Origin of the sequence: Aquabacterium sp. (genome assembly GCF_030652515.1) — a bacterium.
GTDB lineage: Bacteria > Pseudomonadota > Gammaproteobacteria > Burkholderiales > Burkholderiaceae_C > Aquabacterium.
The window spans coordinates 1-8,425 of record NZ_JAUSAR010000078.1; the positions used below are offsets into that span (position 1 = coordinate 1).

Below are 8,425 nucleotides of genomic sequence, written 5' to 3' on the forward strand. Positions count from 1 at the left end.
CCGCGCCATCCAGTGGAACGTGCTGACGACCCGCATCATGCTGCGCGCCGCCAAGGACCGCGACCTGGTCAGCTCGGCCAGCGTTGACTTCCTGATGTACTCGGGCTACCTGATGATGGCGCACTTCTGGCTGCAACAGGCCCAAAAGGCCAGTGAACTGCTGGCCAGTGGCAAGGGCAAGGAGCCCGCCGACTTCTACAAGGCCAAGATCCAGACGGCCGAGTTCTACTTCGAGCGCCTGCTGCCCCGCGCCGATGGCCACAAGAAGAGCGCTTTGGCCCCCACCAGCGCGATCATGGCGATGGATGCGGAGCACTTCACGTTCCCGTGATGCTGGGTGCCATGCGCCCTGTACCAGGCCCTCTTCGGAGGGCCTTTTTCATGCCTGGGCACAATCCCGCACTTGACTGAGGGATGGCAAGAGTCCGGATTTATTGCAAAATGACAGCAGTTGTTTTCAGATTGATCCCGGCTTTTTTCACAGGACAAATTCATGTCAATTGCCAAACCTTGGTTGACTCAGTACGGCGAAGGCGTGCCCGCCACGATCAACCCAGACGAGTACGCCTCGCTCGTTGACCTGCTGGAAGCCGCCTTCAAGACGCACGCCAAGCGCGACATGGCCGCGTTCATGGATTCGCGCTGGACCTTCGCCGAGATCGATGCCCACTCCAAGGCCCTGGCCACCTGGTTGCAGTCGCTCAAGCTGGCGAAGGGCGCGCGCGTTGCGATCATGATGCCCAACGTGCCCCAGTACACCGTGGCGATCGCCGGGGTGCTGCGCGCGGGCATGGTGGTGGTCAACGTCAACCCGATGTACACGCCGCGTGAACTGGAGCACCAGCTCAAGGACTCGGGCGCCGAGGTCATCATCGTCCTTGAGAACTTCGCCGTGACCTTGCAAGAGGTGGTCGAGCGCACACCCATCAAGCACATCGTGCTGAGCGCCATGGGCGACGTCTTCGGTGCCATCAAGGGCCCGCTGGTCACCTTCAACGCGCGCCACCTTGAAAAGAACGTGGTGGCCTTCAGCCTGCCCGACAACGAGCGCTGCAAGCAGACCACCTTCAAGACCGCCTTGGCCAGAGGCCGTGCTGGCAAATATGTGCCCCCCGTCATCAAGGGCTCTGACCCAGCTTTCTTGCAGTACACGGGCGGCACCACGGGCGTGTCCAAGGGCGCCACCTTGTCGCACCGCAATGTGGTCGCCAACATCCTGCAATGCGAGGCCTGGCTCAAGCCCGAGCTTGACAAGATCGACGGCCAGTTGATCAACGTCGTGGCCTTGCCGCTGTACCACATCTTCGCGCTCACGGTCTGCTTCTTCCTGAGCGCACGCATGGGCACCATGAACGTGCTGATCGACAATGCACGCGACCTGCCCGGCCTGATCAAAACGCTGAAGAAGTACAAGGTCACGCAGTTCCCGGCGGTCAACACCCTGTACAACGCCCTGGTGGAAGAACCTGATTTCGCCACGGTCGATTTCTCGCGCCTGCGCATGTGCATCGGTGGCGGCATGGCCGTGCAGCGCTCCACGGCTGAAGAATGGCAGCGCATCACTGGCGTGCCCATCGTGGAAGGCTACGGCCTGTCCGAGACCGCTCCGGTGCTGACGATCAACAAGCTGGACCACAAAGCCTACAACGCCGCCATCGGCTACCCCCTGCCCTCCACCGAGATCGTGCTGCTGAACGACGACGGCCAGGTGCAGCCCACCGGCGAGCCCGGTGAAATCAGCGTGCGTGGCCCGCAAGTCATGTCGGGCTACTGGAACCGTCCCGACGAGACCGCCAAGGTCATGACCGCCGATGGCTTCTTCCGCACCGGCGACATCGGCGTGTTCGACGAGACCGGCCAGATCAAGATCGTGGACCGCAAGAAGGACATGATCCTGGTGTCGGGCTTCAACGTGTACCCCAACGAGATCGAGCAGGTGGTGAACCTGCACCCCGGCGTGACCGAGTGCGCGGTGGTGGGCGTGCCCGACGATCGCGCTGGCGAAGCCGTGATGCTGTTCGTGGTGCGCAAGGACTACAGCCTGACCGAGAAGATGGTGGCCGAGTACTGCAAGGAGCAGTTGACCGGCTACAAGCGCCCCAAGTACGTCGAGTTCCGTGAAGACCTGCCCATGACCAACGTGGGCAAGATCCTGCGCAAGGACCTGCGCGATGAAGCGATCCGCGACATGGCCTTGCGCCAGAAGGATCAGAAGGCGGCCTGAGGCCAGCGCTTCATCCCAAAAAAGGCCGCCTGGGATAACCCGGTGGCCTTTTTCATCGGGGGCTGAACCCTGTCAGGCCGCCCACTGCTTCTTCAAAAACGCCGCCTGGCGTTGCAAGGCCAAGGTAGCACTGGGCATGATGCCCGCGTGGATCTGGAACACGTGCCAGCGCTGCTCATAGATCTCCAGCTCGACATGGCGGTCAAAGCGCTTGGCGGCATGGGCCAGCCAAACCGAATCATCGTGCAGCACTTCAATCTCGCCCACCTGCACCAGCGTGGGGGGCAAGGTGGCCAGGTTCTGGCGCTTGGGGAAGGCCAGCGGGTGATCGTGCTGCGGGCGGTACCAGGTGAAGCCCTGGTGGCCCCACTCGATGGTGATCAGCGGATCCAGCTTGCGATACTTCGTCTCGCTCTGGCTGTCGAGCTTGGCATCGAAGGCGGGTGACATCATCACCAGGCACTTGGGGCCCGGGATGCCTTCCAGCTCCAGCGCCTTGGTGACCAGCAAGGTCAGCGTGCCACCGGCCGAATCGCCAGCGATGGCGATGTTCTCGGGCTTGAAGCCGTCTTTCAGCAGCTGCTTGTAGCCAGTCACCGAGTCATTGATCTGCGCGGGGAAAGGCGCCTCGGGCACGCGGCGGTAGTGGATGGCCAGTACCTGGCAGTTGGCGAACTTGGCCAGGCGGCTGGTGATGCTGCGGTGGCTGCGCGGGCTGCCCGCGACGAAAGCGCCGCCATGCAAATACAGGATGGCGTGCTGGGGTTGGCTCAGGCCCTTGGGCGTCAGGCGCTCGGCCGTCATGTTGCCCACCGTGGTCTTCTCAACCGTGACGCCACCCGTGCCCGGCATCACGACCGACAGCATGTGCAACACGCCGCGCTGCAACTGGGGCGGCATGGGCGGCTTCATCACCGATTTGAAAAAGGCCCGCAGGGCAAAGCGCATGAGCCCGGCAGTCACGGCTTCATGCGCGCCCGTCAAAGGCGGGTAGCGGCGGATCACAGGTTCGCCAGCAGCGGCGCGGTCATCGGACATGTCAGGGCTTTCGGATCTCACAGCATTGGAAGAAGCGCTCATGGCTCATCCCATCATCTTCTTGAAGAAGAAGGTCACCAGCGGCTGGTACCACGAGCCGGTCAGTCGCACCAGCTTGTCCAGGAAAATGGCGTCGGGGCCCACCAGCACGCGGCGCTTGTTTTTCTCGACGGCGCGGATCATCGTGCGCGCGGCGCTGTTGGCCGTGGTGGTGTTGAGCAGCTTGTCGAAGCGGCGCCGGGCCAGTTCAAGGTCGGTGCCGGGCTTGGCCATCGAAGGATCCAGCTTGGCCGCCTTGGCAATGTTGGTGCGGATACCACCGGGGTGCACGCAGGTGGCGCTCACGCCGCAGTTCTCGACATCGAGCTCCTGGCGCAGCGATTCGGTGAAGCCACGCACCGCGAACTTGCTGGCGTTGTAGGTGCCCTGCGTGGGCTGCGACATCAGGCCAAACAGGCTGGAGGTGTTGACGATGTGGCCATCACCCGATTTCTTCAGGTGCGGCAGAAAAGCCTGCGTGCCCCACACCACGCCCCAGAAGTTGATGCCCATGATCCACTCGAAATCGGCGGGCTTGACCTTGTCCAGCGTGGCACCCAGGGCCACCCCGGCGTTGTTGAACACCAGGTTGACCTGGCCGAATTCGCTGGCCACCTGGTCGGCCCAGGCGTTCACGGCCTCGCGCTTGGACACATCCAGCTTGGTGGTGGACACCTTCACGCCATGCTTTTTGACGAGCGCGGCGGTCTCGGCCAAGCCGGCCTCGTTCACATCAGACAAGGCCACGTGGCAGCCTCGTTGGGCGAGTTCCACCGCCAGTTCGCGGCCCATGCCAGAGGCCGCACCGGTGATGGCCGCCACTTTGTTCTTGAAGTTTTTCATGGAGGTTCTTATTTGGCTTTGATGACGTAATCGGCCAGCTTGAAGGAGCTGGTGGCCTGGCGGTAGCGGAAGGTGAAGCCCGGCCACAGCGTGGTGTTCTTGCCGCTTTCATTGACATACCAGCTCTTGCAGCCCGATGCCCACACGGTGCCCTTCAGGCGCGACTGCATGTTCTCGACGAACTTCTGCTGCGCATCGGCCCGCACGTTCACCACGGCCATGCCTTCCTTGCGCATCTTCAGGATCGCGTCGAGCGCGTACTGCACTTGCGACTCGATCATGTACACCATGGAGCTGTGGCCCAGGCCCGTGTTGGGGCCCATCAGGAAGAACAGGTTGGGGAAGTTGGTCACCGACATGCCCAGGAAAGCCTCGGGGCCGCCTTGCTTGGCCCAGACCTCGGACAGGTCGCTCCCGCCCAGGCCGGTGTAGGCGCCACGCGGCACCAGCTCCTGCACCTTGAACCCCGTGCCCCAGATGATGACGTCGGCTGGATGCTCGACCCCATCGGCCGTCACGATGCCCTTGGGCGTGATGCGCTGGATGTTGTCAGGCACGACCTTGACGTTGTCGCGTGCCAAAGCCGGGTAGTAATCGTTGGACACCAGCACGCGCTTGCAACCGGCGCTGAAGTTGGGCGTCAACGCCTTGCGCTTGGCCGGGTCCTTGATGTACTTGTTGATGTGGCGGCGGCCCAGCAGCTCCAGCACCTTGAGGATCTTGGGCGAGATCACGAAGGCCACCACGCGGCTTTCCAGGATCCAGTAAGTGGCCCAGCGGTGCAAGGTTTGCGTGAAAGGGATCAGGCGCGTGATGCGCTTGGCCAGCTCCGAGCGCTTCCAGTCGGGCTTGGGCATGACCCAGGGCGCCGTGCGCTGGAAGTAATCCAGGCGGGCCACCTTGGGCGCGATCTGGGGCACAAACTGGATGGCGCTGGCACCCGAGCCGATCACGGCCACGCGCTTGCCGCGCAGGTCCACATCGTGGCGCCAATTGGCCGAGTGGAACATCTCGCCGGCAAAGGTTTCACTGCCTTCGGTTTTGGGGACGAAAGGGTTGCTCAAGGCCCCCGCCCCCGAGACGAGCACCTGGCCATGGAACTGGCGGCCGTCTTCGGTGGACACCACCCAAGTAGAGGATGCTTCGTCAAAACGCGACGCCACCACGTTGGCGTTGTAGCGAATGTGCGGCAAGATGCCGTATTTTTCGGCACAACGGCGCAAGTAGGCCCAGATTTCGGGCTGGGGGGCAAATTGGCGTGACCAATCCGGATTGGGCTCGAATGAATAAGAATACAGGTGCGACTGGACATCACAGGCGCAGCCCGGGTAGTGGTTGTCACGCCAAGTACCGCCCACATCGTCGGCCCGCTCCAGGATGACAAAATCATCCACGCCCGACTGCTTCAACCTGATCGCCATGCACAGGCCTGAAAAGCCCGTGCCCATGATCACCACACCTGCTCGCTCACTCATACATTCGTCTCCGAGTCCACTGCCGCACTGCACCATTTTGACAATGGTCAACTTCAAAAATAGTATTTGACAATGGCTGTTTCCAGAACCAGGGTTAACCCCGAATCACCCTCTACTTCGGGGACGACCGGCCGGCGTTATGCGGGGGTTGATCCAGAAGAGCGCCAGCGCCAGCGCAAGGCGCGCCTGATTGAAGCCGCGCTGGCCGTGTTTGGCGAAAAGGGATTCCACCCGGCCACGGTGCGGGACGTGTGCAAGGAGGCGAAACTCACCTCGCGCTACTTTTACGAATCCTTCGACAGCATGGAGGCCTTGTTCCGCTCGGTGTATGGCGCGATCAGCCGGCAGTTGATGCAATCCACCATCGTGGCCCTGGCGCAATGCCCGCCCGACCCGGAGAAGTTGTCGGAAGCGGCCATCCGCGCTTTCCTGGAGTTCATCCAGGAAGACCCGCGGCGCGCGCGCGTGGGCTTGATCGATGCCCTGAACGTGGGCGAAGGCATGAACTCGCTGGCCAACAAGGCCAGCCAGGACTATGCGCAGTTGGTGGGCACCTTCGTGCAACAGTTCTTCCCCAACCTGACCGAAATGGGCCTGAACCCCACCATCATTGCCGACGGCCTGGTGGGCTCCAGCAACCGCATCGCCACGCAGTGGGTGGCCGAGAAATGCAAGACGCCGCTGGACGAAGTGCTGCACAACTGCGTCAGCATCTTCAAGGCCTGCATCGAAATGGCCCGGCGTGGCAACATCGCCCCACCCTGAACCTCAAAGCTGAAAGGCCAACCAGCGGATCAGGCCCTCGGCAACCTCGCGCACCACGCCCGGGGCTTGTGCGCGGTACAGCGATGCACCGGCCTGTGGCCGCGCGGCCCATTGCGCAAAGCGCCGCACGTCCACGGGATCGTACATGGCCACCATCAACTCGTAGTTCAGGAACAAGCTTCTTTCATCCAGGTTGGCCGAGCCCACCAGGGCGATGTCGTCGTCGATGACGATGGCCTTGGCGTGAACCATGCGCGGGGCCAGCCAGACGCGCGCACCCGCCTGCGACATGTCGCGCAGGGCGGCGTGCCGCGACAGGTCGGCCAGCCGGTGGTTGGACTGGGCGGGCAGGATCAGGTCCACGGCCACCCCGCGCCGGGCGGCCAGGGTCAGGGCCATCAGCAAGGTGGCATCGGGCAGTCCTGGTCGAAGCGCGACTGGGCCTGGCGCGCCAGATCGCCCCTCAGGTCAAAGCTCAAGTCGATCCACGGTGTTTTCTGATGGTCGGGGTCACCCACAAAATACTCTGCGGCGAGGTTGCGCCCCCCGGTCCACAAAAGCTCGCCGTCGACGATGACGAGCTTGCGGTGGTTGCGCAGGTTGGTGCGGCCCGGCAAGGGCGATCGCCAGGGCGACACGAACAAAGCCACCTGCACACCAGAGGCCCTCAACGCCCTCAGCGGTGGGCGGCCGCCCAGGTACACGCCGATGCCATCGATCAGGCAGCGCACCCGCACGCCCTCCCGCGCTTTGTGCATCAGCAAGGTGGTGATTTCCTGGCCCAAGGCATCCCGCCCCATCAGGAAGGTGCACAGGTCCAGGCTGCGGGTGGCGCCGGTGATCACTGCGCGCAGTGCGGTCAGCGCGGCCTGCCCGTCGTCGTGGATGGCCAGTTGCTGGTAAGCGGCTGCGGGCGGCAGGCCCAAGGCGCCCGCCAGATGCTGGAAGCGGGCCACGGGCGTTTGCTCGCGGGACTGGTCGGAGGAAGGCACGGCGGATGCAGGCCGCGGCGGATGCCCGCGCAAGACCTTGCGGTTGCCGAACAGCAGGTACAGCGGCAACGCGATGTAGGGCAGCACGACCCAGGCAATCGCGGCCGAGGGATGCCGACGTTGACGGCGCGCGTGCGAGGCGATCACGTAGGTGCCCAGGCCCAAGATCACCATGAGCCCGTGCAGGGACAGCAGGTGGTGGCTTACCCAGGCATGGAGCATGTCCATGCCATGGAACCTTCTAGGGCGTCGTCACACCCCGGCATGCGCCGCCTGCTGGTCCGCATGGTAGCTCGAGCGCACCATCGCACCCACGGCCGCGTGGCTGAAGCCCATCTTCTGCGCTTCCTGCTCGAACATCTTGAAAGTGTCCGGGTGCACATAACGGCGCACCGGCAAGTGGTGCCCGCTGGGCGCCAGGTACTGGCCGATGGTGATCATGTCGATGTCGTGCTCGCGCATGTCGCGCATCACTTGCAGGATCTCTTCGTCGGTCTCGCCCAGGCCCACCATGATGCCGCTCTTGGTGGGCACGTTCGGGTGCAGGGCCTTGAACTTCTTGAGCAGATTCAGGCTGAACTGGTAGTCGGAACCTGGGCGCGCTTCCTTGTAGAGGCGAGGCGCGGTTTCCAGGTTGTGGTTCATCACGTCGGGTGGTGCCGCCTTGAGGATCTCCAGGGCGCGGTCGTCACGGCCACGGAAATCGGGCACGAGAATCTCGATCTGCGTGGCCGGGCTGAGTTCGCGCACCTGGCGGATGCATTCCACGAAATGAGCCGCGCCGCCATCGCGCAGGTCGTCGCGGTCCACGCTGGTGATGACCACGTATTTGAGCTTCAGTCTGGCGATGGTGCGCGCCAGGTTGAGTGGCTCATTCACGTCCAGGGGATCGGGCCGGCCGTGGCCGACGTCGCAGAACGGGCAGCGCCGCGTGCACTTGTCGCCCATGATCATGAAGGTGGCCGTGCCCTTGCCGAAGCACTCGCCGATGTTCGGGCAGGACGCTTCCTCGCAGACCGTGTGCAGGTTGCTCTCGCGCAGGATCTGCT

At 63.4% G+C, this 8,425-nt stretch carries 9 protein-coding genes; 3 read left to right on the forward strand and 6 right to left on the reverse strand.

The window, feature by feature from the left end; translation table 11 throughout:
• Together Q7V20_RS09835 and Q7V20_RS09840 are read left to right on the forward strand one after the other, a co-directional pair.
• The coding region (locus tag Q7V20_RS09835; RefSeq protein WP_304789954.1) for an acyl-CoA dehydrogenase C-terminal domain-containing protein at nt 1-331 on the forward strand (331 nt) is incomplete at its 5' end.
• A gap of 168 nt (nt 332-499) precedes the next feature.
• Nucleotides 500-2,224, forward strand: coding sequence for an AMP-binding protein (locus Q7V20_RS09840; protein ID WP_370652438.1), 1,725 nt, complete (start codon nt 500-502; stop codon nt 2,222-2,224).
• A gap of 72 nt (nt 2,225-2,296) precedes the next feature.
• On the opposite strand, the gene Q7V20_RS09845 is transcribed toward Q7V20_RS09840, so the two are convergent.
• From Q7V20_RS09845 to Q7V20_RS09855, 3 genes are read right to left on the reverse strand one after another with little or no spacing between them, the layout of a single operon-like run.
• Nucleotides 2,297-3,304: an alpha/beta hydrolase gene (locus tag Q7V20_RS09845; RefSeq protein ID WP_304789959.1), complete on the reverse strand. Its 1,008-nt coding sequence runs from the start codon at nt 3,302-3,304 to the stop codon at nt 2,297-2,299.
• Between the two features lie 3 nt (nt 3,305-3,307).
• Nucleotides 3,308-4,144 (reverse strand): SDR family oxidoreductase, encoded by an 837-nt coding sequence (locus Q7V20_RS09850; RefSeq protein ID WP_304789961.1) that lies wholly within the window; start codon nt 4,142-4,144, stop codon nt 3,308-3,310.
• A gap of 8 nt (nt 4,145-4,152) precedes the next feature.
• A complete protein-coding gene (locus Q7V20_RS09855; RefSeq protein ID WP_304789962.1) occupies nt 4,153-5,619 on the reverse strand; it encodes an NAD(P)/FAD-dependent oxidoreductase in 1,467 nt (488 codons plus the stop codon).
• A 72-nt stretch (nt 5,620-5,691) separates the two neighbouring features.
• Between Q7V20_RS09855 and Q7V20_RS09860 the strand changes: the two genes are divergently transcribed.
• Nucleotides 5,692-6,384 carry a TetR/AcrR family transcriptional regulator gene (locus Q7V20_RS09860; RefSeq protein WP_304789965.1) on the forward strand — a complete coding sequence of 231 codons (693 nt, stop codon included), beginning with the start codon at nt 5,692-5,694 and terminating at the stop codon, nt 6,382-6,384.
• A gap of 3 nt (nt 6,385-6,387) precedes the next feature.
• On the opposite strand, the gene Q7V20_RS09865 is transcribed toward Q7V20_RS09860, so the two are convergent.
• The 3 genes from Q7V20_RS09865 to lipA all read right to left on the reverse strand — a co-directional run.
• Nucleotides 6,388-6,783 (reverse strand): phospholipase D-like domain-containing protein, encoded by a 396-nt coding sequence (locus Q7V20_RS09865; RefSeq protein ID WP_304789967.1) that lies wholly within the window; start codon nt 6,781-6,783, stop codon nt 6,388-6,390.
• Nucleotides 6,783-7,604, reverse strand: coding sequence for a phospholipase D-like domain-containing protein (locus Q7V20_RS09870; protein ID WP_304789969.1), 822 nt, complete (start codon nt 7,602-7,604; stop codon nt 6,783-6,785). The genes Q7V20_RS09865 and Q7V20_RS09870 overlap by 1 nt, the downstream gene beginning before the upstream one ends.
• A gap of 24 nt (nt 7,605-7,628) precedes the next feature.
• Nucleotides 7,629-8,425 (reverse strand): lipoyl synthase (gene lipA, locus Q7V20_RS09875; protein WP_304789972.1); only part of this gene is annotated, 797 nt, incomplete at its 5' end.